The 24,535-nt window shown below is 37.5% G+C and carries 23 protein-coding genes; 16 read left to right on the top strand and 7 right to left on the bottom strand.

Features of this window, described 5'->3' with window-relative positions:
- Nucleotides 1–198: 198 nt before the first annotated feature.
- From GJU39_RS03290 to porW, 5 genes are all read right to left on the bottom strand, one after another.
- A complete protein-coding gene (locus GJU39_RS03290; RefSeq protein WP_154279259.1) occupies nucleotides 199–1,575 on the bottom strand; it encodes a DNA/RNA non-specific endonuclease in 1,377 nt (458 codons plus the stop codon).
- Between the two features lie 36 nt (nucleotides 1,576–1,611).
- Complete coding sequence (locus GJU39_RS03285) at nucleotides 1,612–2,010, bottom strand: nuclease A inhibitor family protein (RefSeq protein ID WP_154279258.1); 399 nt, start codon at nucleotides 2,008–2,010, stop codon at nucleotides 1,612–1,614.
- 132 nt (nucleotides 2,011–2,142) lie between these two features.
- Nucleotides 2,143–3,945: an excinuclease ABC subunit UvrC gene (uvrC, locus tag GJU39_RS03280; protein WP_154279257.1), complete on the bottom strand. Its 1,803-nt coding sequence runs from the start codon at nucleotides 3,943–3,945 to the stop codon at nucleotides 2,143–2,145.
- Nucleotides 3,946–4,121: 176 nt separating this feature from the next.
- Complete coding sequence (locus tag GJU39_RS03275; RefSeq protein ID WP_154279256.1) at nucleotides 4,122–6,344, bottom strand: transglycosylase domain-containing protein; 2,223 nt, start codon at nucleotides 6,342–6,344, stop codon at nucleotides 4,122–4,124.
- A 110-nt stretch (nucleotides 6,345–6,454) separates the two neighbouring features.
- A complete protein-coding gene (gene porW, locus GJU39_RS03270) occupies nucleotides 6,455–9,220 on the bottom strand; it encodes a type IX secretion system periplasmic lipoprotein PorW/SprE (protein ID WP_154279255.1) in 2,766 nt (921 codons plus the stop codon).
- Nucleotides 9,221–9,326: 106 nt separating this feature from the next.
- Here porW and GJU39_RS03265 point away from each other — a divergent pair, with 106 nt between their 5' ends.
- The 8 genes from GJU39_RS03265 (at nucleotide 9,327) to atpG (ending at nucleotide 15,459) form a co-directional block, all read left to right on the top strand.
- Complete coding sequence (locus tag GJU39_RS03265; RefSeq protein WP_154279254.1) at nucleotides 9,327–9,548, top strand: AtpZ/AtpI family protein; 222 nt, start codon at nucleotides 9,327–9,329, stop codon at nucleotides 9,546–9,548.
- Between the two features lie 93 nt (nucleotides 9,549–9,641).
- Complete coding sequence (locus tag GJU39_RS03260; protein WP_245227670.1) at nucleotides 9,642–10,085, top strand: hypothetical protein; 444 nt, start codon at nucleotides 9,642–9,644, stop codon at nucleotides 10,083–10,085.
- A 14-nt stretch (nucleotides 10,086–10,099) separates the two neighbouring features.
- Nucleotides 10,100–11,266 (top strand): F0F1 ATP synthase subunit A, encoded by a 1,167-nt coding sequence (atpB, locus tag GJU39_RS03255; RefSeq protein ID WP_154279253.1) that lies wholly within the window; start codon nucleotides 10,100–10,102, stop codon nucleotides 11,264–11,266.
- Nucleotides 11,267–11,306: 40 nt separating this feature from the next.
- Nucleotides 11,307–11,519 (top strand): ATP synthase F0 subunit C, encoded by a 213-nt coding sequence (gene atpE / locus GJU39_RS03250; protein ID WP_088299481.1) that lies wholly within the window; start codon nucleotides 11,307–11,309, stop codon nucleotides 11,517–11,519.
- An 86-nt stretch (nucleotides 11,520–11,605) separates the two neighbouring features.
- A complete protein-coding gene (atpF, locus tag GJU39_RS03245; RefSeq protein ID WP_154279252.1) occupies nucleotides 11,606–12,100 on the top strand; it encodes a F0F1 ATP synthase subunit B in 495 nt (164 codons plus the stop codon).
- 81 nt (nucleotides 12,101–12,181) lie between these two features.
- Nucleotides 12,182–12,721 (top strand): ATP synthase F1 subunit delta, encoded by a 540-nt coding sequence (atpH, locus tag GJU39_RS03240; RefSeq protein ID WP_154279251.1) that lies wholly within the window; start codon nucleotides 12,182–12,184, stop codon nucleotides 12,719–12,721.
- Between the two features lie 197 nt (nucleotides 12,722–12,918).
- Complete coding sequence (gene atpA, locus GJU39_RS03235; protein ID WP_154279250.1) at nucleotides 12,919–14,493, top strand: F0F1 ATP synthase subunit alpha; 1,575 nt, start codon at nucleotides 12,919–12,921, stop codon at nucleotides 14,491–14,493.
- 78 nt (nucleotides 14,494–14,571) lie between these two features.
- The gene (atpG, locus tag GJU39_RS03230; protein WP_154279249.1) at nucleotides 14,572–15,459 is read left to right on the top strand and encodes an ATP synthase F1 subunit gamma; all 888 of its coding nucleotides are present in this window, start codon (nucleotides 14,572–14,574) and stop codon (nucleotides 15,457–15,459) included.
- 93 nt (nucleotides 15,460–15,552) lie between these two features.
- Here atpG and GJU39_RS03225 read toward each other — a convergent pair whose 3' ends face one another.
- Nucleotides 15,553–16,263 carry a hypothetical protein gene (locus GJU39_RS03225; protein ID WP_154279248.1) on the bottom strand — a complete coding sequence of 237 codons (711 nt, stop codon included), beginning with the start codon at nucleotides 16,261–16,263 and terminating at the stop codon, nucleotides 15,553–15,555.
- Between the two features lie 213 nt (nucleotides 16,264–16,476).
- On the opposite strand from GJU39_RS03225, the gene GJU39_RS03220 reads away from it, so the two are divergent.
- The 4 genes from GJU39_RS03220 (at nucleotide 16,477) to GJU39_RS03205 (ending at nucleotide 19,912) form a co-directional block, all read left to right on the top strand.
- Nucleotides 16,477–17,604, top strand: coding sequence for an ATP-binding protein (locus tag GJU39_RS03220; RefSeq protein ID WP_154279247.1), 1,128 nt, complete (start codon nucleotides 16,477–16,479; stop codon nucleotides 17,602–17,604).
- A gap of 145 nt (nucleotides 17,605–17,749) precedes the next feature.
- Nucleotides 17,750–18,514: a 5'-nucleotidase, lipoprotein e(P4) family gene (locus GJU39_RS03215; RefSeq protein ID WP_154279246.1), complete on the top strand. Its 765-nt coding sequence runs from the start codon at nucleotides 17,750–17,752 to the stop codon at nucleotides 18,512–18,514.
- 58 nt (nucleotides 18,515–18,572) lie between these two features.
- Nucleotides 18,573–18,791 carry a hypothetical protein gene (locus tag GJU39_RS03210; protein ID WP_154279245.1) on the top strand — a complete coding sequence of 73 codons (219 nt, stop codon included), beginning with the start codon at nucleotides 18,573–18,575 and terminating at the stop codon, nucleotides 18,789–18,791.
- Nucleotides 18,792–19,027: 236 nt separating this feature from the next.
- Nucleotides 19,028–19,912 (top strand): DUF4349 domain-containing protein, encoded by an 885-nt coding sequence (locus GJU39_RS03205; protein ID WP_154279244.1) that lies wholly within the window; start codon nucleotides 19,028–19,030, stop codon nucleotides 19,910–19,912.
- 74 nt (nucleotides 19,913–19,986) lie between these two features.
- On the opposite strand, the gene ruvC is transcribed toward GJU39_RS03205, so the two are convergent.
- Nucleotides 19,987–20,574 carry a crossover junction endodeoxyribonuclease RuvC gene (gene ruvC, locus GJU39_RS03200; protein WP_154279243.1) on the bottom strand — a complete coding sequence of 196 codons (588 nt, stop codon included), beginning with the start codon at nucleotides 20,572–20,574 and terminating at the stop codon, nucleotides 19,987–19,989.
- Between the two features lie 41 nt (nucleotides 20,575–20,615).
- Here ruvC and GJU39_RS03195 point away from each other — a divergent pair, with 41 nt between their 5' ends.
- From GJU39_RS03195 to GJU39_RS03180, 4 genes are all read left to right on the top strand, one after another.
- Nucleotides 20,616–21,593, top strand: a complete 978-nt coding sequence (locus GJU39_RS03195; RefSeq protein WP_154279242.1) for a lysylphosphatidylglycerol synthase domain-containing protein — start codon at nucleotides 20,616–20,618, stop codon at nucleotides 21,591–21,593.
- Nucleotides 21,571–22,707, top strand: coding sequence for a glycosyltransferase family 2 protein (locus GJU39_RS03190; RefSeq protein WP_154279241.1), 1,137 nt, complete (start codon nucleotides 21,571–21,573; stop codon nucleotides 22,705–22,707). Before GJU39_RS03195 ends, GJU39_RS03190 begins: the two co-directional genes overlap by 23 nt.
- Nucleotides 22,707–23,849 carry an ABC transporter permease gene (locus GJU39_RS03185; protein WP_154279240.1) on the top strand — a complete coding sequence of 381 codons (1,143 nt, stop codon included), beginning with the start codon at nucleotides 22,707–22,709 and terminating at the stop codon, nucleotides 23,847–23,849. The genes GJU39_RS03190 and GJU39_RS03185 overlap by 1 nt, the downstream gene beginning before the upstream one ends.
- 74 nt (nucleotides 23,850–23,923) lie before the next feature.
- On the top strand, nucleotides 23,924–24,532 hold the full coding sequence (locus GJU39_RS03180) for a ribonuclease HII (RefSeq protein ID WP_154279239.1): 609 nt from the start codon (nucleotides 23,924–23,926) through the stop codon (nucleotides 24,530–24,532).
- Nucleotides 24,533–24,535: the final 3 nt, after the last annotated feature.

Below are 24,535 nucleotides of genomic sequence, written 5' to 3'. Positions count from 1 at the left end.
AGCGGATGAAGAGTTCAGCACTCATTCATCCGCTTTGCAAAAACAGACTATTTTAAGTCCACTTTTTCAGTGCCCTCGAAATTTCGAAGCCTTTTTTGTTATGAAGGTAAGAGTTGACAACTTTAATAGCATTTAGGTTAGAAAGTTGTCAACTCTTTTTGTTAGGATAGCTTTTAAGATTGTAAGAATTGAAAATGTTTATAGGTTGTCTGTGGTGGCTTCAATTGCATTCTGTATAGCTGTAGGTATATTTGATAGTACATCATAACCCGTTGCAGATTCTACTGCATTAACGGTAGTACGGTATGTTCTCCAGTTGGTATTTAAACCATTGGTATTAGGCATATTAACAGTAATTACACGGGTAGAAGAGGTAACGCGGCTTAAATCGTTATTTCCGTTAGATAATACTACAATTACTTTCCATGTACTGGCAGGTACGTTAATCCGGCCATTATCAATGGTGTAAGTGACGCCGCCATTACTTCCGGTGCCACCAGATCCATAAGAACCACAAATTACATAAACTTCATTGCCCGCTGTTACCAGAGAACGGGTATAATTTTCTAAATCAGCCCATGGCCCCTGGTTATTGTTAGGTGCCTGTGGCATCATATTACTCATTAAGAATGTAGATGAATTTGATGCAACTGATAAAGTTCTATCACCCGATGGGCAGTTATGGCCACGATCGAAACCTGAACCGGAATAACTGCTGCTTGATACCTGATACCAACCAGTGGGTAAAGTATTGTCTGCTCTGAAATTATCCTGACGAGATGTAGAACCTAGATCAGAAGATCCGATGTGCCAGCTTACCCAATTTGGTGTAGCCCTGGTTTTGCTATAAGAGCTGCAGTAATAGGTACCTTGCATCAGGTAATTTTCAGGATTAGAAGTGCTGGTCACTGCATTGCTGGGATTTCCCATTAAAAGATGGCTGTTATCACCAGGTGTTGTAGTTGGTGGAGTAGTGGTGCCGCCATCACCAGTTGAGATACTGAAATCATCAATATTAATACGGGCAGTACCTCCACTAATTTTACGGATCTGAAAACGTACATTTCCGGTAATCGCGGTGTTAAAAGTAACTGTTGATAATGTGGCTGCACTACTGGTCATGGTGTTGCCCAATTGTATCCAGCTAGAACCGCCGTTGGTAGAATACCACAACTGCCAGGTACTATTTGCATCTGTACCATATTTGGCATGGGCAATACTCACCACACTAGCTCCGTTTACATCGAAATTCATGCTTAACATACCGGTATTGCGAATGCGAACAGATTGACTACCATTTTTAGCATCTGCTGCTAAATTTCCAATCAGGGCATCATTAAGGCTCCAGCTGCCACTGGTCAAAGTTACATTTGCAGTAGTATAACTTCCTTTGGTACCAGATTCAAAATTTTCTGGAAAACCGGCTACAATTGCCTGTGCACTGGCTGTAGCAGCCTTGCTGTTTAATTTTTGTTCAAAAATGTCTGTTTGAGGTTCAATTTGGTTTTCTTTTTTACAGGCAGCGAGGCCAAGGCACAGAACGGCCATTAAGCTTAATTTTTTTAATGCTTTCATGTTTAATAGGGATTATTAGTGGATGATATGAATTTGCTAGGTTTCTACAGCAAAAGTCTCGAGCGCTAGACAGGTACCATCTGGCAAATAGCCAGTAATCAGCACAGGGATTCTGCTTGCACCTTCTACTCGTGTAATCTGAATGTTGGATAGGTTTTGCGCTAAAAAGGCATGAATTGCCTTTATCTTGCGTGCATTTTCAACCATTGGTACGTCTGCTGCATCAACCCTGGAAGTCAGGTGATTGAAAAAAGCAACATGATCTAATTGTTTTAAGTTTTCGGGCGCAGCATGATATTGTGTTGCTATCTTCTGCAATAATTCGGCAGGAGGAATTTTGCCCCAGTCGGCCGCTTCGAAAGGGCTTTCTGATTCGGTAAAATACAATACGCCCAATAATAGCTTGGTAATTGTAGCCAGGATGTTGTTATTCATGTAAATAGGGGTAGATGTTTACTTGGTTTAACGCCCCTAATCTATCAAAAAAGAATTTAACCAGTGCTATGCCAGGGTTAATGTTAAGTTAACATTTCTACATAGCGCATAAGCACTACCCTTGGCCTTGGTTTAGGCTTGTTTAAAGTGTTCCAGTAAAGTCATTATCTGTTTTTTGTTCAGCAATTCTGCCAGTTCTTTTTCGCTGGCTTCCTTAATCTTTTTAACCGATTTAAAATGCATCAGCAACTTATCGGCAGTTGTTTTGCCAATTCCTTCAATTTGTTCAAGCTCTGTTTTAAGTGTACCCTGATCTCTTTTCTTCCGGTGAAAGGTAATGCCAAACCTATGTGCTTCATCACGGAGTTGTTGAATAATTTTTAAGGTCTCTGATTTTTTATCCAGATAAAGCGGGTAGGAGTCTCCAGGATAGAATAACTCTTCCAATCTTTTTGCAATACCTATAACGGTAACTTTATTCTCAATCCCCAATGATTTTAAGCTCTTCATTGCTGATGAAAGCTGGCCTTTACCGCCATCAATAATAATCAGCTGAGGCAATGGCTGATCTTCCTCTAACATTCTTCTATAGCGACGGAAAACAGCCTCCTCCATAGTTGCAAAATCATTCGGGCCTTCTACAGTTTTCACGTTAAAATGTCTGTAATCTTTTTTAGATGGTTTGGCATCTTTAAATACCACAATCGCAGAAACCGGATACTTACCCTGGAAGTTGGAGTTATCAAAACACTCAATATGTTTTGGCAACTGCGTTAAACGGAGATCGTTTTGCATGGTTGTTAAAATCCTGTCTGTTCTCAAATCGGGATTTAACTTTTCATATTGGTTGAGCTTTTCCTTTTTAAAGAACAATACATTCTTTTGAGAAAGTTCAAGCAATTTCTTTTTCTCACCAAGCTTAGGCACGGTAAATTTTAAGCTTTCATCTTGCAGCGACAGTTCAAACGGAACAATAATCTCTTTAGAAGTACTGGTAAATTTCGTTCTGAATTCCAGCATCGCGGTAATTAATAATTCATCATCACTCTCATCCAGTTGCTTTTTAATTTCTATGGTTTGCGTCTGAATAATCGATCCATTCATTACTTTAAGGTAATTGATGAATGCATAACGCTCATCCGAAGCAATGCTCACCACATCTACGTTGGTAATGGCACTATTTACTACTGTAGATTTACTTTGATATTTCTCTAAAACCTGGAGTTTTCTGGAGTACTGATGCGCCAGTTCAAAGTTTAGATCTTCTGATGCTGATTTGATAATCCCTTTAACATCGCGAATAACATTGCCTATTTTTCCGTTTAGTATTTCCTTGATCTCCCCAATATTTTTATCATAATCACTTTCGGTTTGGTAAGCCTGGCATGGGCCTTTACAGTTTCCGATTTGATATTCCAAACAAACCTTAAATTTTCCTTGGGCAATATTTTGCTCGTTTAAGGGTAAGCTACAAGTCCGAAGGGTGTAAGTTTCCTTAATCAAATCCAGGATGGTGTGCATCATGCCAATCGATCCATAAGGGCCAAAATAGGTAGACCCGTCTTTAATTACTTTTCTGGTCCAGTAAATTCTTGGAAAGTGTTCGTTTTTAACAATGATCCAGGGATAGGTTTTATCATCTTTTAAGTTGATGTTAAACTTCGGCTGGTGTTTTTTAATTAAGCTGTTTTCAAGCAACCAGGCGTCAATTTCAGTATCTACAATGGTAAAGGTAATTTTCCTGATTTTGGAAACCAGTACCCGGGTTTTACCATTAAATTGTTGCTTATCGGTATTGAAATACGAACCCACCCGATTGCGTAAATCTTTCGCTTTACCAATATACATCAACTTTCCGTCTGCATCCCAATATTGGTATACACCTGGTTTATGCGGAATCGCTGTTAATGCTGTTTTATGGTCGAAACTGCTCATTATTGCAATAATAGGGTTAATTTGAGATAACAGCTGAAAAGGCTTAGGGTTTTTCTTTTAATTTGGGCGTGCCCTAAGCTGCGCAAAGGTCAGGCTATCCGTTACAAGTCCTCCTCCCGATAGAAAAATCGGTCATCCGGGCTTTTCACTACTATCCTTCACGCAAAACCTAAAGCCTAAAAACCTAATTTTTCATCAAGTTCCGGGTTGGTTTCTTCCTGTTGTTGCTGGTATTGGTTACAATCGTAAGTAATGGAAACACCAGATTTCGGTGCTTCAAAATCAGCATGACTAATCTTTAATGATGGATTCGCATAAACACGTTTTATAAAACCCGCAAAAATAGGCAAGGCAGTGTTCGCACCCTCACCCTGGCTGGTACTGATAAAATGGAATGCCCTGTCCTCACAACCTGTCCAAACTCCTGTTACTAACTGAGGTGTTATGGCCATAAACCAACCATCAGAGTTATTTTGTGTGGTACCCGTTTTTCCGCCGATTGGCGCATTAACTTTATACTTGTAGTTTAATCTCGAACCCGTTCCCCCCGAAACCACACCTTTAAGCATCCTGGTCATTACATACGCCACTTCTTCGCTCATAATCGGTTTTGGTATTTCTTTTTGCGAGAATAAGACTACCCCATTTTTATCTTCCACTCTAAGCAAATAAATCGGCTTGATATAGACGCCTTTGTTGGCAAAAGCGCCATAGGCACCAACCATATTGTAAATGGAAGAATCGAATGACCCTAAACAAATAGAAGGATATGCAGGCACATGTGGGATTCCCATTTTAGCCGCTAGATTTGCGACAGCAACTGGCCCAACCTGTTTCATTAAATAAGCCGTAACATAATTTTGGGAGTAAGCTAAAGCTTTTTGTAAGGTTATGTTTCCTGGCAATGGCTTTCCTGAAGAGCCAGGGATATAAGGCTTTCCATATCCCTCAATGGTTACAGGAACATTTGGTACAGTATAACAAGGAGAATATCCGTTTTCAATGGCTACTGCATAAGTAAAAGGTTTAGCCGTTGAGCCTACTTGTCTCGTTCCCATCTTCACCTGATCATATTTGAAATGTTCGTAATTAATTCCGCCAACCCAGGCTTTAACATGGCCGTTTGTTGGATCCATTGTCATCATGGCATTTCGAAGCAACATTTTATAATAGCGTACAGAATCGATCGGTTTCATTACCGTATCTACGTTGCCTTTCCAGGTAAAAATGGTCATCTCTGTTTTGGTATTAAAATCTTCCTTAATCTCATCGTCAGATTTACCTTCCAGTTTCAGCGATTTATAACGATCAGACCTTTTAATTCCCTGCTGAATTTGCAAATCTTTCCCTTTAAAAGGATTTCTACCTTTCCAGCTTGCCAAAAATTGCGCCTGCAGAACCTTCATATATTCCTTTTGCGCTTCTTCAGCATATTTTTGCATATCGTAATTAATCGTGGTATAAATCTTCAATCCATCACGGTCCAAATCATAAGCAGAACCATCAGGTTTGGTAATTCCTTGTTCCTGGAAAATATTTTTAATATCATTTTTTAAAACAGATCTGAAATAAGGTGCAATACCATCATTAACTGTTGCCGCATTAAATTTCAGACCTAAAGGTTTTTCCTGTTCTTCAGCAAACTCCTGCTGACTTAACAACTCTGATTTTACCATCATGGCCATTACAGTATTTCTACGGTCTCTTGATCTTTCCGGATGGCGGGTAGGCGAGTACATCGTAATACCTTTCTGCATCCCCACTAAAGTAGCCGCCTGCGTTAGCGTCAATTTGTCTGGAGTGGTGTTAAAGTAAACCCTTGCGGCAGATTTTATTCCATAGGCCTGGTTGCCAAAATCTACCGTGTTTAAATACATGGTAATAATTTCTTCTTTAGTATAATTTCTTTCCAGTTTAACGGCAACAATCCACTCTTTAAACTTGGTGAGCACCAGTGAAAAGAAATTGAGGTTAGATTCTCTTGGGAAAAGGTTTTTAGCCAATTGTTGTGTAATGGTACTGGCACCTTGTTTTTTTCCAATCAGGTTGTAACCAATAATCGTAAAAGTACGTTTAAAGTCGATTCCGGAATGTTCTTTAAAGCGGGTATCTTCTGTGGCAATTAAACCGTTGATTACATTCTCCGAAATATCTTTATAGGTAACATTCGATCGGTTTTGTACAAAATAGGTTCCTAGCGGGCGACCATCTTCAGCAATAATTTCTGATGCCTGGTTACTTTTTGGATGTTCAATATCACGAAAAGATGGTAAAGCACCGAAAAGGCCTAGGCCAATCATTGATATAAAAATAGCAAAAAGCGCTATTCCGGCAATAAGTACTTTCCAGATGACTAAACTATATTTTTTTGTTTCTTGTGCAGAAAGGGATTTATTCATTTTGTGTTGTAATTAGTTCAAAAGAGGATCGTTGCTGAGCCAATTTCAAGCTGCAAATTTATTAATTTTTAAAGAAAAGGAACATTTTGCTTTCTATCGAACGTCCTCTTCTATTTATAACTGTCTTTTAAAAACTCCAGATATTCATTTATACGTTGCCTATTGGTAAGCTTTTGGAAGTTTTCTTTGCTGATAATGAATCCTTTATAAAGGTTTGCAGGCACTTTCATAATATTCTTCAATTGGCCTGAAATGCCCGATTCATATAATTTCGCATCTTCCAAATCAATAAAGCTGGTTATGTAGATTAACTGGTCGTTATCCAACTCAATCAATTTATGCGCCAAATCATTATCCGGGTAATTGCCACGATTAAATTGACCGATTCCAAAACGCGAAGAACTCAATGTTAACGTAACATCTGCAATATCAATCACATAATAATATTCATCTGAAGTGGCTGCACTGAAAATACTTACTGGCTTAGTTGGGTCAACTGGTTTTACTTCAGCTGGTTTTTTTACTTCATCAATCTTTTCTGGCTTTTCTAGTTCAGTAACATCTGTATTTAAAGGCTTCGCCGGCACTGCAATTGGTTTCGCCTGGCTAACAAAACGTGGCTCCTTGGAATCAAAATCGATCAGTGCTACAGGCCTTTGTTTAAATTCTTCAATATTGGCTTCAATATATTTTAAGTGGTCACGAACCAGTGGCGTAATAATCATATCGTTGGCGTACTTCGTATTAATGGAATTGAACTCCGTTAATAAGGCATCCAACTTTGAGGTACGGCCAACAGCAATGGCTTTTAAATAAGCATATTGTGGTGCTAAACCATTATCCGGCGATGCCGAAATGTTAATATTTGCCTGGTTAATTACCGCTGGATAATCTTTTCTTGCATATGCATCAAACGTAACATTGTAATTGTTAATGGCAATGTTTTCAAGGTCACTTTGTTTTGCCGAATAGGATGGATCTACAATAATTTTAGCAAAATTGCTTTCCGGGTATTTTGTTAATACGAGCTGCCTGTATTCGTTAGATTTATTTTCATCAACCCCTTTAGCATTAAGGTACAAACTATAATAAATGGCAGCAAGGTGATTGTTTTCAGGAAATCTTCGCAAAAGCTCCTGGTAGATTTTATCTGCTTCGGCCTTATCATTTAATTCCTGCTGATAAAAACTGGCTATTTCAAAATAAGCATCAATTATTTTTTGGTTCGATGTGGTAAGTAATTCCGGAGTAATTGGTAAAGCATCCAGATATTGTTTCTCTAGTGAAGTTTGATCCTGAGTGTTTTGGGCAAGCCCTTCGTTGGCAGGTACAATTTCATTCGCTACTTTACCACCAGACATTACCTGGTTGTTCTCCTGGGCAGATGATCGGGTACTTTGCCGCCAGTTGTCTTCTAACGGTCTGTTGCCCCATCGTTTCTTAAAATCCGCAAAGCCAGTGCTGATCGCAGTATTATTATTAAAGTAAAAGGTGTTTCCAGCAATATTGCCACCCGGGTTTAATGCCTGATTAGGGAAGTCAGGATCATTTATCATCTGGTTGGGAGTGGAGGTTACAGGAGTCACCTCCACTTTAGGGGTTAAATATTGCTTTACCTTAGCCTCACGTTCCGCTGATGGAAGTTTTGCGAAAACCTGAGCAGTATCTTCCCTGGCAATTATGGTAAAACGATCTGTCAGATAAGTAAGGTTTTCCGCTTTTTTAGCAATGCTTGTATAGTCTGGAAAAGTCTTCGGTAAGATCATTACCGTACTGTCGTAATAAAGTTTAGCTTTAATATAATTGTTAAATTCTTTAAAGTTTAAATCTGCCACCCGCAGGTACGACAATGCTTTTTGAGTTTGATTTTTACTGCTTTTCTGTATCGATTTTAAGTAGTTTTCTTCTGCCTTTTCAAACTTTCCTTCGGTCGAAAACATTTCGCCAACCTGATAGTAAATCTGGTCAGTGTAATCAAAGTTTTTATCGTCTTTTAACAAGGCAAGAAGTGCTTTGTCTTCATCAACTTTATATCCGTTAATCAATCCCTTCAGCTTTATGCGCTGCAGGTTGGCATGAAAATACATTTCAAAAGGTGCATTGCTGTTTTCTACTTTAGTGAAATTGATGAAAGCATTCTGGAAATCTTTTTCCTTTTCCTGAAGCTGTGCCAGGATATACCTCCAGCGAATGCGTAATTGTTTATCACCAGCAAGGCGTACTGCATTTTCCAGCAACAAAATAGCCTCTTTATTCCTATTCTGATAAATACGCATTTGAGCCGTTGTTGCAAGCGGCTCAGCCAAATCTTTCTTCAATTGATCTTCCGCTCGCAGCATGGTATCAAGAATTTTGTCTGCAAATACCATATTGTTTAACTCCATCTGGCTACGTGCTTTCCAGTTCATGGCCATGATGAAAGTTTTCAGGTCACTGCTATAAGTTTTTGCTGTATAATCGAAATATTCTGAGGCGATAAAATAATTGCCTTTTAAGTAGTTTGCTTTCCCCAAAAGCATATAGGCATCGTCAATGTAATTGCTAAAACTTTTATCGTTTATAATCGTTTGACCTTTTGTAATGATCTCATCTAACTCCTTATTGGGAGCGCCGGGTGTTAAAACCAAATTGATCTGCGGCTCCGGATCAAGGTAAACAGGAAGTATTTTTTCGTAATTATCGATGTAACTTTGCAGCAAATTATCGCGATGCGCTGTTAATAGCACATTTGAATTGTATATGTAGTTGTACCTCGCCGTTAAGTTTTGAAATTTGCGGTCGATGTTGGTATCTTTATTGGCTACACAACCATAAATACATAATGAGCCGATAAGAGCGAAAAAGCAGTGTAAGCTTTTGATGATGCGTGGTTTCAAGTATGATAATTCTCTAAAGTATGATACAATATACACATGTTTGCAGAATTACATTATTCAGCTATCAAATTTTATATTCAAAGTTAATTTAATTATTGCATTAAAAATGGAAAATCCTAAAGAAGAAAACCCGGGGAAAAAGATAAATGCGGCGGCAAAATATTCTGCAATAGGCTTCCAGATGATTGCAACAATTGGCTTATTAACTTTTATAGGTTATAAAATAGATGAACACCGAAACAGTAAGAGCAAGATTATAACCGCCGCATTCGCACTTGCCGGCGTGGGCATTGCGCTCTACCAGGCCATCAGGCAGGCTACGCGTTAATTTTATAGTGTAAGTTCAGTGTCTGTAGTTTTAATCCGTTTTGCAAGCTATTCAGTTGTTTCTCTAATAATTTAGTTATTCTCTACCAGTGAGTTGTTTAAAAAACTTATCTTTGCCGAAGTTTTTATTTGCAAAGAATTTATTCCATTGACGCTAGCCAAATTTACAAGCATCTATTTCATTTTCGTAGGGATATTAATTGCGGTTATCGCAGTTTTGCCAGTCGCTTTTCCTGAGAAACAACTTTTTGTTAAAAATTTCTGGGTAGTTTTCGGTTTCATGGCTGGCATCACTTATATCGCCTATGTGCTTGTGGATATTGGAATAAAAAGAGATCCGGAAGTGGGGATAATGGCGATAATGGGATCAATTGCGGTGAAAATGATTTTTTGTATGGCTTTTGTGCTGGTTTACAGTATAAAAGCAAAGGGAAACGGGCTGCTTTTTGCACTAAATTTTTTTTCTGTGTATTTCTTGTTTACTGCCTTTGAAATATACTGTTTGTTACGTAACTTGCGCCACCAAAATTTAAAGTAAAAAACTGCCAATAAATGGATTGTAACCAAGTTTTTGTGATGAAAGTTAAGAAGGTAATGTTTGTTTTTACGCTTTTAATCGCGTTTTTATCTTTCAGAAATGATGCTTTCGCTCAAGTTGATAGCGCAATTGCGTCGCCTGATAGTGTTCTGGCTGAATCTGCTCATGCAGTTTCCGGAGAACCTGGTGCTACAGCGCATGGCGAAGAGAAATTTGAGCCTACGAAAGTAATCATGGAACACATTGCTGATTCACATGTCTGGCATTTATGGGGACATACTTCTATTCCGCTTCCGGTAATTTTATATACTTCCGGAGGTTTAGAAATTTTCTCTTCTGCAAATTTTCATAACGGAGAACACGATTACCAGGGTAAATACAATAAATATCGTTTGGTAACTGGTTTAAAGCAAAGTATGACTAAAGATATGTTCAATAAGAACATTAAGGTTGTTGGTGCTGATGGACAGCTAGATGAGACTGCATCTGATACGGTGATCGATTTCTCCATTACTAAAAACGTAGCGGCAATGTTTATCGCTATTGCGTTAATAGTTATTGTTTTCTCTGCAGTTGCAGCGGGTTACAGAAAAAGAGTTGGTAAGGCGCCTAAAGGCTTACAATCTTTCTTAGAGCCGGTAATTATATTCGTTAGGGATGATATCGCTAAACCAAACATTGGTCATAAATACGCGAAGTTCATGCCTTATTTATTAACGATCTTCTTCTTCATCTTATTTAATAACCTATTGGGTTTAGTGCCAATTTTTCCTGGTAGCGCAAACGTAACAGGTAACATTGCTTTAACATTTGTAATGGCTACAGCTACCATGTTGGTGGTAAACTTAAACGGTAATAAATATTATTGGAAACACATTTTAACGCCTGATGTACCTTGGTGGTTATATCCAATCATGATTCCTGTAGAGTTAATAGGTATTGTTTCCAAGCCATTCGCTTTGATGGTTCGTTTGTTCGCAAACATTACTGCAGGTCACATTATTGTATTGAGTTTAATCTCACTAATCTTTATTTTTAAAACTTTGGCTATCGCGCCGGTTTCAGTGGCATTTGTTTTATTTATGGATGTGTTGGAATTGTTGGTGGCATTTTTACAAGCTTTTATTTTTACATTATTATCTGCTCTATTTATCGGAATGGCGGTAGAAGAGCATCATTAACGGAAAACTATTTTTTACAAATTATATAATTAAATTAGTTATGGTAGGTTCAATCGCGGCAATTGGTGCCGGTTTAGCAGTAATTGGTGCAGGTATCGGTATCGGTCATGTAGGTGGTAAAGCAATGGAAGGTATTGCTCGTCAGCCAGAGGCTGCATCAAAAATTCAAACTGCAATGATTATCGCTGCTGCCCTTATTGAGGGTGCTGCTTTATTCGGTGTAGTAGTTGCTTTATTAGGCTTACAAGTTTAATAGCAAACTGGAATTTATAAACCGGGAATTCAACGATTGGTTGCTTTCCCGGTTTTAATAAGAAATTAAGTAAAAAAATATATAAAATGGAATTAGTAACCCCAAGCATTGGACTGGTTTTTTGGACGGCACTTGCATTTATCTGCTTATTAATATTACTTAGAAAGCTAGCATGGAAACCTATTTTAGGGGCTATCCACGAGCGTGAGCAAAGCATTGATGAGGCGTTGAATAAAGCTGAATTGGCTAAACAGGAAATGACTCGTTTAACTGCCCAGAATCAGGATTTAATGCAACAGGCACGTGCAGAACGTGATGAAATTTTGAAGGAAGCTAAAACGCTGAAAGATGGCATTTTAAATGAGGCTAAAAAACAAGCTCAGCTGGAAGGTGCTAAATTGATCGAAAAAGCTAAAATCGAAATCGAAAATCAAAAGAAAGTAGCTTTAGCAGAAGTTAAAGGTCAGGTTTCTACCTTATCCTTAGAAATTGCTGAGCGTGTTTTGCGTAATCAATTAGATGACAAAGCGAAACAAGAAGCATTAGTGGCTAATTTGTTAAAAGACGTTGAATTAAATTAAGTTAAAGTGTAAAGTTTAAGGTATAAAGTTGATTGCTAAGTCTTTTCAACTTTCAACTTTTAACTTTCAACTCAAATATATATGTCAGAAATTAAAGTTGCAGGCAGGTACGCTAAATCATTAATAGATCTATCCGTTGAAAATAACGTGTTAGCTGAATCTTATAATGATATGATTTTGTTTGAGAAAGTAGTAAACGATACCCCTGAACTGGAAGCGATACTTAAAAACCCGATTGTACCTCTTGATAAAAAAACAGGTATTTTAAGTGGTATTTTTGCTGGTAAAGTAAGCAAACTAACCCTTAGCTTTTTTACAATCGTGGTAAAAAAAGGCCGTTCATCAATACTATTTGCCACGGCGAAGCAGTTTGTAAAACAATACAATCAAATTAAGGGCATTGTTACTGCAGATGTTATCAGTGCTACGGCATTAGGTGCAGAAGCAAAAGCGGAAATTGTTGCAATAGTAAAAAGAGAACTTGGAGCTAAAGAAGTTATTTTTAACGAAAAAGTTGATGATAAATTAATTGGTGGTTTTATATTAAAGGTTGGCGATAAGCAATTTGATGCGAGTATCGCCAACAGTTTAAGTAAGCTGAAAAAAGAATTAGCGCATTAGCGCAAGGCATCTGCACAAGGCGTTAAGCGCTTTAGGCAAACTGCCAAAACCGGAAAAATAAAAACATTATGCACGAGGTAAAAGTATTAATTGCTTATTGCCAAGTCTACAATAAAAGGATGCGCTAAGCGTGTGGCATTGAACGCCAACCGCCATGCGCCGAGCACTAAACATTTACAAAAAGATATAAATAGATTATGGTAGAGGTAAGACCAGACGAAGTATCGGCAATTATCAGACAGCAATTGGCGGGCTTCAAATCAGAAACCGAACTGGAAGAAGTTGGTACCGTGTTGCAAGTGGGCGACGGTATTGCCCGTGTTTACGGTTTAACTAAAGTTCAATCGGGTGAGTTGGTTGAATTTGCAAACGGCCTGCAAGGCATTGTATTAAACCTTGAAGAAGATAACGTTGGTGTGGTACTTTTAGGTGCTTCTGACGAAATCAAAGAAGGTGATACAATTAAACGTACTAAAAAAATTGCCTCTATTAAAGTTGGTGAAGGTATGCTTGGCCGTGTAGTTAACACATTAGGAGAACCTTTAGATGGTAAAGGTCCAATCTTAGGTGAAACTTACGAAATGCCTTTAGAGCGTAAAGCACCAGGTGTAATTTATCGTCAGCCGGTAAATGAGCCCTTACAAACTGGTATTAAAGCAATTGATGCGATGATTCCAATTGGCCGTGGTCAGCGTGAGTTGGTTATTGGCGATCGCCAGATTGGTAAAACTGCTGTTTGTATTGATACCATCATTAACCAAAAAGAATTTTATGAAGCAGGCCAGCCGGTGTTCTGTATCTATGTTGCTATTGGTCAGAAAAATTCTACCGTTGCAAACATTGTACGTACACTAGAGGAAAATGGTGCTTTACCATATACAGTTGTAGTTGCTGCTTCGGCTGCTGATCCTGCTCCAATGCAGTTTTATGCTCCGTTTGCCGGTGCTGCAATTGGTGAATTTTTCCGTGATACAGGTAGACCGGCTTTAATTGTTTATGATGATTTATCTAAACAAGCTGTAGCTTACCGTGAAGTATCTTTACTACTTCGTCGTCCACCGGGCCGTGAGGCATATCCAGGTGACGTTTTCTACTTACACAGTCGTTTGTTAGAAAGAGCTGCAAAAATCAATGCTAACGATGATATCGCTAAAGCAATGAATGATTTACCAGAATCGATAAGACATATCGTTAAAGGTGGTGGTTCATTAACAGCTTTACCAATTATCGAAACACAAGCTGGTGATGTTTCTGCTTATATTCCAACTAACGTAATTTCAATTACTGATGGTCAGATTTTCTTAGAATCGAACTTATTTAACGCAGGTATTCGTCCGGCTATTAACGTAGGTATTTCGGTATCACGTGTAGGTGGTAATGCTCAGATTAAATCAATGAAAAAAGTTGCCGGTACGTTAAAATTAGACCAGGCTCAGTACCGTGAATTAGAGGCTTTCTCTAAATTCGGTTCTGACTTAGATGCGGCAACCAAATCAGTTTTAGATAAAGGTGCACGTAACGTACAAATGTTAAAGCAAGCACAGTTTACGCCGTTTACGGTAGAAAAACAAGTGGCTATCGTTTATGCAGGTACTAAAAACCTAATGCGTAATGTACCGGTTGATAAAGTAAAAGAATTTGAAACTGAATATTTAACGCAATTAGAAATGCGTCATCCGGAAACTTTAGCGGCCTTAAAAGCTGGTAAATTTGATGATACCATTACTGGCGTTTTAGATACAGTTGCAAAAGAGATTTCAAGTAAATACTAAATTTAGTCAACAGTCTTAAGTCTGTAGTCGCTTGCCGACTCTAGACTTGAGACTCTAGACTGAAGACTATTATAAAGAATGGCTAATTTAAAAGAAGTAAGAAACCGGATTGCATCGGTACAATCAACGCAACAGATTACCAAAGCTATGAAAATGGTTTCGGCTGCTAAGTTGAAGCGTGCCACCAATGCAATTATCGCTTTACGTCCTTATGCAACTAAACTGAAAGAGATTTTAGAAAATCTTTCGGCAAGTTTAGAGGGGTCTTCATCACCTTTTATTCAGGAACGTGAGCCCAATAAGGTTCTGATTGTTGCAGTATCATCAAACCGTGGTTTGGCTGGTGCTTTTAACATGAACGTAATTAAAGCGGCCAATAATTTAATTGCTGGGAAATATAGCGAACAGCTGAAAAACGGTAATGTGAGCATTATTTCTATTGGTAAGAAAACACAGGATTTTTACGAGAAACGTAACTATAACGTGATAGGGAATAATAATGAAGTGTATGCTGCTTTAACTTTCGAAAACGTAACTAAAATTACCGATGCTATTATGGCTGGTTTTATTAAAGGCGACTTTGATAAAGTAGAGGTAGTTTATAATCGTTTTAAAAATGCGGCAGTACAGTTTATCACTACTGAACAACTATTACCATTGCCAAAAGCCAAAGAGGCACCCAAAGTAAATACAAAGGCTTCTAACGTTGATTATATTCTTGAGCCTTCTCAAGAAGAGATCGTTGAACAATTGATTCCAAAATCTATTAAAATTCAGTTATACAAAGCAGTATTAGATTCTCACGCATCTGAGCATGGCGCCCGTATGACATCAATGGACAAAGCAACTGAAAATGCAGGTGAGTTATTAAAAGCCTTAAAACTTTCATACAACCAGGCTCGTCAGGCGGCTATTACAACTGAGTTAACAGAGATTGTAAGTGGTGCGGCAGCATTGAACGGATAGGATTAGTTTGGAGTCTTGAGTTGAAAGTCTTGAGTCTTTATAAAAATAATAAAACCCCCATTTCTTAGTTGAAAAGGGGGTTTTTGATAAGGCTTAAATTATATTTAATTTTAACCTTAAGTAACCATTTTCTACCTTTTTAGGTTTTTCATTTTCATCAAAGATGGTCGCACTAAATTTAGCTTCTAACATATAGCTGCCAGTTTTTAGTTTAGTCAACTTAATAACTTCAAATTTTGAATCTTTTTGAGCATCTTTTGTAATAGTAGTTGCTGATCCAAAATAATCTTGGCCACTAGTTTTAAAAAATTGCTTTTCATTACGAACAAAAATTGCAATCCCATTTTGTGTGTTCTCTTTGTAAAGGTCTACAGCATACGGATAATTACCGGTATAAAACATTTCTAGATAATTTTTAGGTGTGTTGGACCAAATACCATTATTACTGTTCATGTTTTTTTTGTTGAATTTCTTTGCGAAAACAACACTAATATCATTATGATAATCTACATCATGGATATCGTAACGCTGACCAAACATAATAGAGTCCTTATCTCCAGAAATGTAGTGTGTATACTTAACAATTGAATCTACTTTTGAATTCGGTTGTAAATTAAAACCGCCAAACGAATTTACCTTATTAACTGTAATTAACTTGCCATTAATAGTGTAGGAGGCAGAATCGCCCAATAGCGCTAATGGGTCGGGCTTATCAATAGGTGGTTCAATGATTGCATCATCCTTTTTGCAGGCAGCAAAGCACAGCAAGACCATGCCGAGGCTTAGTAAATTTTTGATTTTCATATTTTGATTTTATTTGTGTGTTTCCAAAGCTATAAAAATAGATGAATCAATAAAATGTTAATGTCTATAAATCTGGATTCTAACAAATTATTCAGATGTTTAGTTGTCAAATCCAAAATTATTATGTTTTTTTAGGATTGTAATCCAAAATTATTATGTTTTTTTTAGGATTGTAATCCAGAATTATTATGTTTGTCTTCTAGTTTATTTCTTATGATTGTTAGAAAACAGTTAGATTATGCCCTTGCAAGGTTATTTAAAGGGAAAGCTTTCATCATCTTTGGTCCGCGCCAAACCGGTAAAACTACTTTTGTAGAACAGTTACTGGCTAAAGTAAATAAGAAGACACTATACCTCAACGGCGATGATGCAGATGTGAGAGAAACGCTTGCGAAACCAAACGCAGCAAAGATTACGCAAATGTTAAGCACTTACGAAGTTCTTTTTATAGATGAGGCGCAACGTATAAATGATGTCGGGGTGCTCATTAAAATTATAGTAGATCGCTTTAAAGGCGTGCAGGTAATTGCCACCGGATCTTCGGCTTTTGAATTATCTGGCAAAATTAATGAACCGCTAACAGGTAGGAAATATGAAATGATGCTCCTGCCGTTTTCATATGCTGAACTGGTAAATGATACTGATTTCCTTGCTGAGGAAAGATCTCTGGAGCAAAGATTGATTTTTGGTTCTTACCCTGAAATTATTAATGATCCGCAAAATGCGGAGGAGCATTTAAAATTACTTGCTGATAGCTATTTATATAAAGACCTGTTTGCACTGGAAGATGTTAAAAAACCCTTATTATTCGAAAAAATTGTAAAGGCATTAGCTTTACAAATAGGAAGTGAAGTTAATTTTTCAGAATTGGCCCAATTGGTTAAGGCAGATCAAAAAACGGTAGATAAGTACGTGAGCTTGTTAGAAAAGTCTTTTGTTGTCTTTACTCTTCCGGCTTTTTCTGGTAATGTGCGTAATGAAATTAAGAAGAATAAAAAAATCTATTTTTATGATACCGGGATCGTAAATGCAATTACCCGGAATTTTAATTCGTTAAGTAATAGAAATGATGTTGGCGCCTTGTTTGAAAATTATATGATCGCCGAGCGGATGAAGTTTTTACACCAAAACCAAATAGAAGCTGACTGCTTTTTCTGGCGAACTACGCAGCAACAGGAAATCGACTATGTAGAAAAAACGAAATCAAAATTTCTGGCGGTTGAGTTTAAATGGAGTGAAAGAGGTAGAAATAAAATTCCTACTACTTTTACACAAGCCTATCCCGGTGCGGAAGCCTTGATTTTGTCGAAAGAGGATAGGGGTTCCTTTTTAAAACAGTAAAATATATTCTTAAAAACGAATGCTTATGCAATGATGTAAGTAATGTATGCTTTAAACATAATGGGCTGAGAACGAATTCATTTAAATCAGAATAAATTCATTGCGCTTAAAAAGGAGTTAATACCTTTGTTCTTCAATTGAAAAAATGAAAAAATACATATTTACATTACTCGCATTAATTCCGTTTTTTGCAAACGCACAATCGCCTGCTAGAGATTATACCAATGCGGTACTTTGGCAGCAAACCTCAGGCGAGTACAGGGCTTTATGTTTTCAGGCTTACAACTTCGCCCGCTTATCATTAAAAGAATCTTTATGGGCAGATACCAGTAAAAAGCCGAACTGTGTAGTTGTAGATATTGATGAAACGGTTTTGGATAATGCTGCATTTCAAGGTCATGAAATCAAAAAAGGCTTAAGCTATAATCCTGCTGATTGGACGGAATGGACCGGCCTTGCGAAAGCAGATACCATTCCCGGAGCGCTGGCTTTTCTAAAATTTGCGGCTTCTAAAAATATAGAAACCTTTTACATCAGTAACCGGGATGAAAAAGATTACGCGGCAACATTGAAGAATTTACAGGCTTTTGGTTTTCCATTTGCTGATGATGCACACCTAATTGTTTCCAAGGGTACTTCTAACAAAGAGCCACGCAGACAAAAGGTTGCCGAAACCCATAATATCTTGATGTTTTGTGGCGATAACTTAAGTGATTTCTCAAATGTCTTCTATCGTGAAAATAAGAATACAACAGCGCAGGTGAATAGAATTCAGGCACTTTTTGGAAGTAAGTATATCGTGTTGCCAAATCCTATGTATGGCGATTGGGAAAAACCCTTATATCAAGGTGAAAAACTAAACGATAAGGATAAAGCAAAACAGCGTTTAGAACGATTAAAAAGTTACTAAGTATTTGTAATTATTCAGCAATAAGTATTACTTTTGCAGCATCATAAAAATAAACATTATGGAGAACAACGGATTAAAGCACAATACAGAAAGTATGAAAACAGCTAACCAGGCTGGAATTTATAAATTAATAATTTTTGGTGTACTGGTTTGCATGGTTGGTACTTATTTACGTTTTGCCTTCGATTCATCTATGTTATCCTTAGTTTCATGGATTATTTTGTTTATCGGTGCATTTATCTGCATTAAAGGTGTATTTAAAATTTTAGACGCGTAGATATTTCTTTCTAAATAATGAAGCCGATTATGTACCGTCATAATCGGCTTTTTTGTTTCTAAGATTTTTTAAATGTGCCTCTTAAGCTAATTAGAAGTATAAAATATTCTGATTGGGTTACCTAAATCACTTTTAAGTATAAAGGAGAAACGCGGTTATCTAAATATAAAAATACCGCAACTTCACTGGCCAGGGAAGATAATATTACAATGATTAAAAGACAGAACCACAAAATCATGAAAAGAAATATTATTGCTATAGCCATAGTGCTGAGCATCTTCGGCTGCCAGAATGCTGAAAAAAAACAAGGCGATGTTGCTTCAACAGAAACATTGGAAAATGTACAATCGCCGGATAGCATAGCTGCCACAAAGATTATCAAAACAGCCGATATGCGGTTTCGCGTAAAGGATGTTCAGAATACCAAAGAAAAACTTAGTGAGACCATCAAAGCCCAGGGTGGTACCATTGCCGAATTTGCAATCGAAAGTGTCATCCAGGAAACGCAAAAAGTAAAGCAATCTGTAGACTCTCTTAAAGAAATTACGGCATACCGGACTGAGGGATATGTGGTAGCTAAAGTGCCATCAGAAAAACTGGATAACTTTACCAATACCATTGCTAAAATGGCGGTGTTTGTAGATAATCAATCTTTGAAAATGGATGACCAAAGTATTGTCTATTTATCAAACAAATTAAAGGCTGGAAATAGGGTAGAAGCTGTTGATAAAATTAATAAACTGGCCAGCAAGAAAAGTTCGAATGTAGAAACGTCAATGATCATTAAAGATGATTATGTGGATAAGAAAATCCAAAATCAGTTAATTGATAGCAAAGTAAAATACAGCACAATCACCCTTAATTTTTATCAGGATAATACCATTAAAACGATGATAATCGCTAATGATGATGTAAGTGACTATAAACCGAATTTTGGAAACCGTTTATGGATGGGGATAGTTAACGGATGGTCAATTTTTAAAGAGATTATCCTGATACTATCCAATCTGTGGTTGATCATTCTTGCAGGCATTGGCACTTTTCTGATAATCAGGTATTTTATCAGAAAAAATAAGCTGGAATTGGCAACGAAAAATATAAACCGGAATAATCCTGCTTAACTGATCAGGTCGCCATGGTGAAGCACAGGCAAATTCATCGCATTTCTTTGTGCTCCGCTATGACGATTAACCAATTATTTCTTAACCTTAACGGCCAAACCTTTAACTTTTGTTTTGTTATCGGTTACAAAAGATTCCCAACCCGAATATGTTTTAGATTTTCCTCCGGAAGTAATTTTTTGAAATGAATGACAAACGGCAACTGCCAGTCCATCCGTGGCATCTAAAAACTCCGGGGTTTCTTTAAAATTCAGCAAACGTTGCAACATCGCAGCCACCTGTTCTTTGGATGCATTTCCGCTGCCTGTAATTGATTGTTTTATTTTACGTGGAGAGTATTCTGTTACTGAAATGTTCCTGGAAAGGGCTGCTGCAATGGCTGTTCCCTGCGCCCGGCCAAGTTTCAGAAGTACCTGAATGTTTTTACCATAAAAAGGGGCCTCTATCGCCAGTACATCTGGTTTATACTGATCTATAAGTACCACTGTTTTTTCAAAAATGCGTTGAAGTTTAAGAAATGGATCGTCAAGGTGAGTCATTTTTACTACCCCCATGCTGATCAATTCCGTTTTACTTCCTTTTTCTAAGATAATGCCGTAACCCATCACCGCCGTGCCGGGGTCTATACCTAAAATTACCCGTTCCTTTTTTTCGTTCAACATTACAGCAATATTAAGCATATTTGCAAACTAAAAAGATAATCTTGACAGACAAGAATAAAAAAACATTATCCTTACTGATTAAAGCCGCCATTGTAGTATTTGCTTTTTGGTTTATTTACCATAAGCTGGTGGCGAATGAAAACCTGCGTAATTTTAAATTACTGTTAAGCAACATTCCTCAAATAGAGATTATTGTGGTGATTGGTTCTGTATTGGTACTCATGCTGGTAAATTGGTTTTTAGAAGCGGCCAAGTGGAAAAGGTTGATGACCCATATCGAACGCATTACTTTCTATCGTGCAATAGAATCGGTTTTTTGTGGTTTAACACTTGCTATTTTTACGCCTAATCGTCTGGGCGAATATGGTGGGCGGGTATTTTTCCTCTCCCCAAAAAGACGGATTGTGGGGATTGTAGCCATGACCGTTGGAAATATCGGACAGCTGGTACTTACCAATGTGTTTGGTGCCATTGCAGCATGCTTTTTTGTTTACCAGTTTATACCTATAGATAATTTGGTTTTTACTGCGCTTGTGATTTTAGCGTCTGTATTTTGTTTATTTTTTATTGTATTCTATTTTAATATCCAGTGGCTGAATGGAATTTTGTTATCCTTTAAGTTTACCAGGAGATATAAAAAATTTTATAGCATTTTAGGTGGATACAGAAAAGCTGAATTGTTCAAAATTATACTTTTTTGCCTGGCCCGCTATGTGGTTTTCAGCTCACAATACTTTATTCTTTTTGCATGGCTGATTCCTGGTTTAAATTATCTTGATATCGTAATGATGACTTGCTTATTGTTTTTCATTCAATCTGCTTTACCATCTTTAGATCTATTCGATGTGGGCATCAGAAGCATTACGGCAGTAGAATTATTTAAGCATATAACCGATCAACATGTTGCCGTAATTGCTTGTACAGCGAGCATCTGGCTGATAAATATTATTATTCCTGCTATATTAGGCACATATTTCGTTTTTAAACTCAATTTTTTTGGAATTTCTAAGTCTAACTAGTTTATTATCTGCTGCGCTAACCCTCGTTTATGGTTTTCTTGTGTTCACTTTTATAAGAGGTTGGCACAAACTTATCAATTTTTCTCCAAGCAAAAGTGTACCTGAAACCAGAGTTTCAATCATTGTAGCTGCCCGCGATGAAGAGTTAAATATCACCAGAACAATTGAAGATTTGGTGGCTCAAAACTATCCAAAACACTTGACAGAAATTATTTTTATTGATGACCATTCAACAGATCGGACAGCAGAAATTGTTTTAAGTTATGCAAATCAAGGGGTAAAATTAATTAGGTTGAACGAAGACCTGGCACTTAATTCTTATAAAAAGAAGGCCATCCAGACTGCAATAGGAACTTGTTCAGGGGATTTAATTATTACTACTGATGCTGATTGCAGAATGGGGAACCAATGGCTTTCCACTATTGTAAATTATTATGAAAAGGGGGATTATAAAATGATTTCTTCTCCGGTAGCTTATTTTGAAGAGAAGAGCTTTTTTGAACGGTTACAGTCGCTGGAGTTTCTTTATTTAATTGGCCTGGGCGCATCTACTATTGGCAATAGGCAACCCTCAACTTGTAATGGTGCAAATTTAGCGTACGAAAAAAAGACTTTTTATGAGGTTGGCGGTTTTCAGGGAATTGATGATCTGGCCTCTGGTGATGATGAGTTATTACTTCATAAAATTGCGGCAAAGTATCCGGACAAGATTGGGTTTCTTAAAAACGGTGCTGCTATAGTATACACGCACGCCAAAGAAAATCTCCAGTCTTTTTTACAACAACGAAAACGGTGGGCTTCTAAAAGTACCCGCTATAAAAATAAAGCCATTATCGTTTTAGGCGTTTTTGTTTGGGTTTTTAATGTCAGTATCCTGGCTAACTTTATTGCTGGCCTGTTTTTCCCAGGGTTTTTAATGGTTACATTTTATCAATTGTTAGTTAAAATGATTTTAGAAAGCTTATTTTTATGGGACGTTACCGGCTTTGCAAAACGACGAAGCTTACTCATATTAATCCCTGTTTTAACTGTTTTACACATTCTTTACATGGTATATATCGGCATTGCCGGAAATAGCGGCAAATACAACTGGAAAGGTAGAATGGTTAGGTAATGGATAACAGCCCGTCGAGAAAAGTTTGGTTAAAATTTAAGCGAAATAGATTGGCATTCGCTGGTCTCATTTTCATTTTGCTGTTAATGGCGATGGGAATTTTGGGATATACTATTGTTCCGGTTGATTCTCCAGATGCCAATACCCAAATGGTTCAGATTAGTAAGGAACCAATGGGATCGAGGTTTAAATTTGTGATTGTTCAAAGATACCCGAATGTAGAAAAGGTGAGTTTTTTAGAAAGAATGCTTTATGGACAAAAGCCAAGATTCAAAAGTATCCCCATTACATCTTACAAAATCAATGGCAATCAGGTTCTGGTTCATGAATATATCGGGAAAGAAGAAACCAGTAAAGAATCAATTTATAGTCTTAAAGCGCTTTGCCCTGATTGCGCTTTGCTAAAAAAATCAGAAACACCTGAACAGCGTTTTGAAAAATACAATACTTATGAGCAAACCTATTTACTTGGAACAGATATATACGGACGTGATTTGTTGAGCCGTTTAATTTTAGGTATTCGCGTTTCTTTATCAGTAGGATTAATGGCAGTGTTAATCTCCCTTTTTATCGGCGTAAGCTTAGGTGCCATTGCAGGTTATTTCGGAGGAAGAATTGATGCTTCAATCAGCTGGTTTATGAACGTGGTCTGGTCTTTACCTTCTTTGCTACTGGTGATTGCCATTTCCTTCGCCCTGGGTAAAGGCTTTTGGCAAATTTTTATTGCGGTAGGTTTGTCAACCTGGGTCGATGTTGCCAGACTGGTGCGTGGGCAGGTAATGGCCCTGAAAGAAGTAGAATTTGTTGAAGCTGCGAGGGCGCTGGGTTTTAGTACAACAAGAACGATTGTTAAACATATTTTGCCAAATATTGCCGGGCCGATTTTAGTGGTGGCTTCATCAAATTTTGCATCAGCAATTCTGTTAGAAACCGGTTTAAGTTTTTTAGGTTTCGGAGCCCAACCGCCAATGCCAAGCTGGGGGAGTATGATTAAGGAGCATTATGGTTATATCATTATGGATGCTGCATACCTAGCAATTTTGCCAGGATTAGCCATCATGCTTACGGTTTATGCTTTTAACGTTTTGGCAATTGGCCTTCGCGATGCATTTGATGTGAAAGGACAGAACATTAGCGTTTAATCTGTAAAAGCTAAAATTTTTCGAATCTAATTTCGTTTGACAATATTTAAGCATTAATAATTTAAATTTGCATCATGTTGTTAAATTGTTATCAGGAAGAATTTTTAGAGGCAGGTTGTGATGAAGCGGGGAGAGGTTGCTTAGCCGGGCCGGTATTTGCAGCAGCGGTAATTCTACCAAGAGGTTTTTATCTGGAGGGATTAAATGATTCCAAGCAATTGAATCACGGCCAACGCGATTTATTACGCCCGATTATTGAAAAGGAAGCTTTAGCCTGGGCCGTTGCTTCCTGCGATCATGAAGAAATTGATCAGATTAATATTTTAAATGCATCTTTTTTAGCGATGCATCGTGCCATAGAGAAGTTGCACACTCAACCCCAATATCTTGTGATCGATGGAAACCGATTTAAAGCCTATCCACAAATTCCGCATTGTTGTATTATAAAAGGTGATGGCAAATACCTGAATATTGCTGCAGCTTCGATTCTTGCTAAAACCCATCGCGATGAATTTATGGCTAATTTACATATCGACTATCCTCATTATAACTGGCAACAGAATAAGGGCTATCCTACAATTGCCCACCGGAGAGCGGTGATGGAAATAGGTCTTTCTCCTTTTCATAGAAAAACATTTAATGTTCGCGATCCACAGTTGGATTTGTTTTCAAAAACCGTTTAAAAT

The organism is Pedobacter petrophilus (genome assembly GCF_009674725.1).
GTDB lineage: Bacteria > Bacteroidota > Bacteroidia > Sphingobacteriales > Sphingobacteriaceae > Pedobacter > Pedobacter petrophilus.
Note: the sequence above shows the minus strand (reverse complement) of the source record. Positions and strands in the feature narration are given on the sequence as shown.